Here is a 2,277-nt window from a genome sequence, read left to right on the forward strand (position 1 = left end):
AAAATCGCGATCGCGACAGCCAAGACAGCCATGACAGTAATGGCGATGCGATCGAGTGGTTGGGTGGGGGTTTGAGGAGTCACGATGGGAGCGGGGAGCGGGGAGTTAGGGGCGGGGAGCGACCCAAATCGCGCTGTAGACGAGCGAAGCGAGACGTGTCGCTAGACGGTTTCCTCAGCGTGCGTTTGGGTCAAGACAGCGGGGAGTTGGGAGTTGGAACTGCGTTCCAAAACCTAAAGCCTAAAGCCTACTCCTGATAAGGATTCTTCGGCACAGCAATCGGCTTAAGATCGGTGGCGGCGATGACGAGTTGGCGGGTGCCGGAGATGGTTTCGACGCTGGCTTTGCCTTTGACTTGGAGCCAGCTATCTTGGGGATATGTTTGACGATCGCCGGTGAATTTGACAGGAATAGAAATGGGATAAGCATCTGCGGCACAACAGGTAATCACAAATCGCGATAGCAGCAGGTAGTTGGCGGGGAGTTCTTTGGGGTAAATGACAAAGCCGTTGATGTTGGCGGTTTGACCGAGATAGGCGTCGGGTTCGGGGTAATTAGCGAGGGTTCGTTTCCAATCTACCAAGGTGCGGGATTCTGGTTTGATATTGGTTTTAAATGATTGGGTTTGGCTGCGGGTGACGGTGACAGCTTCGGCAGAGACGCCGCGTTGAACGGCAGCATTGCTGGTAAAGAGTTTGGGGGTAATAATTAAGCCCGCGATCGCAGTACCCAATAGTAGCATCGAGGCGGCACCGGACGGCAGCAAGCTGCTGTGCTGTTCGGTGGTGGTAGCAATTCTACCGCGAAACAGTCGCCAGCTCTGTAATAAACCGATCGCCAGCAAACAGATTCCAGTAACGGTAACGAGCAGATAGTAGCTGGGATGGATCAAAATGTACAGAGTACCGTCGATCGCATATTTGAGCAGTAAAATCCCCCAGGTAGTCACGGCTAGAATATCTAACCAGGACTTACGCACATGGGATCGATCGGTGGGTGGTTTAGCTGACATGGAAATTCACGAACAGGGTGAGCAAAAATGTGAGTTGAGTCGCGATCGCAAATAAATAAAAGATGGCTTTGGGCTTAAAAATTGATAACATCAAGCCGATACTTTTGAGGTCGAACATCGGCCCAAATACTAGGAACGCGAGTAACGAACCGCTGGTAAATGTCGCGGCAAACGAGAGCGCGAAAAAAGCATCCACCGTCGAACAAATCGAGATCGAACCAGCCAGCAGCATCATCACCAAGATTGACAACATTGGCCCTTGTCCCAGACTGACAATCAGTTCGCGCGGGGTTAGGGTTTGGATCGCGGCGGCGACAGCACTGCCGAGTACCAATACGCCGCCCAATTCTCGCAGTTCTTGAATGACATTATCCAAGACTAAATTAACATTAGCGCGGAGCGATCTTTTAGGTGGCTGCATTAACTCTTGAGTCATTTTTAGCGGTGCGGCACCCGCACCGCCGAGCATAAAATCGCCGCCATCGAGCAGACTATAACCAGTACTAACTTTGGGTGCGCTGCGGATCGTGCCTAACGCGATCGCGGGTTGTAAAATTGGTTTGAGATCGGTTTGAGTGCTAAAAATACAGCCGATAATTGTGGCAATTAGGAGTGTAAATAGCACCCGCAAAACGACGATCTCCGGTCGATCGTGAAACGCAATCCAAGTAGACCAAATTACGATCGGATTGACTGTCGGTGCGGCAATCAAAAACCCGATCGCCACTGGAATCGGTACCCCTTGCATAATCAATCGCCGTGCCACGGGGACATTGCCACACTCGCAGACGGGAAACAAAAAACCGATACAACTCCCTGCAAATGCACCCAAGATGGGATGTTTGGGCATCCGCGCCATCAACCAGCGTTCGTCGATAAAAATCAGCAGGACGCTCGATAGCACTACTCCTAGCAACAGGAACGGGATTGCTTCTACCAGTAGACTCAAAAAGAGGGTAAACGCATTGTTAAGCTGTTCCATCTCGATCGGGGGATGTTGTAATTTATTTGGGACTTGCGATCGATCCTATCATCAGCACGAGCCATTCCTGACAGATCTTGCATATGTTGGGTTTCTGTCAATAGTGTAAGCGTAGCGGCAAACAATCCATACTTGTGAGTTGCCAACTTTTCTTGTGATGGCAAAACCCGGATCTGGGGGTGCCGACCCCCAGACCCCCCGTTGAGAGGCGGGACGCCGCCTCTCAAACTCTCCTGCGTAAGGTTCGATCTGTAGGAAGCGGGGTGGGGGTCATATTTGCGAT

The 2,277-nt window shown here is 51.4% G+C and carries 3 protein-coding genes; 1 reads left to right on the plus strand and 2 read right to left on the minus strand.

All coding sequences use genetic code 11. From position 1 onward, the window contains the following. Nucleotides 1-257: hypothetical protein (locus RMO84_RS17330; protein ID WP_310489684.1), on the plus strand; the 257-nt coding region annotated here is incomplete at its 5' end. Here RMO84_RS17330 and RMO84_RS17335 read toward each other — a convergent pair. Both RMO84_RS17335 and RMO84_RS17340 read right to left on the minus strand, forming a co-directional pair. After that, nucleotides 248-1,012: a TIGR03943 family putative permease subunit gene (locus RMO84_RS17335; RefSeq protein ID WP_310489686.1), complete on the minus strand. Its 765-nt coding sequence runs from the start codon at nt 1,010-1,012 to the stop codon at nt 248-250. The genes RMO84_RS17330 and RMO84_RS17335 overlap by 10 nt on opposite strands. After that, nucleotides 1,002-1,994 carry a permease gene (locus RMO84_RS17340; protein ID WP_310489687.1) on the minus strand — a complete coding sequence of 331 codons (993 nt, stop codon included), beginning with the start codon at nt 1,992-1,994 and terminating at the stop codon, nt 1,002-1,004. The genes RMO84_RS17335 and RMO84_RS17340 overlap by 11 nt, the downstream gene beginning before the upstream one ends. Nucleotides 1,995-2,277: the final 283 nt, after the last annotated feature.

It is taken from the genome of Chamaesiphon sp. VAR_69_metabat_338, assembly GCF_031423935.1.
Classification (GTDB): domain Bacteria; phylum Cyanobacteriota; class Cyanobacteriia; order Cyanobacteriales; family Chamaesiphonaceae; genus Chamaesiphon.

What these genes read in the sequence shown, in the direction of transcription:
- RMO84_RS17340 (WP_310489687.1), bottom strand. Translation starts at nt 1,994, where the DNA reads ATGGAACAGCTTAACAATGCGTTTACCCTCTTTTTGAGTCTACTGGTA.
- RMO84_RS17335 (WP_310489686.1), bottom strand. Translation starts at nt 1,012, where the DNA reads ATGTCAGCTAAACCACCCACCGATCGATCCCATGTGCGTAAGTCCTGG.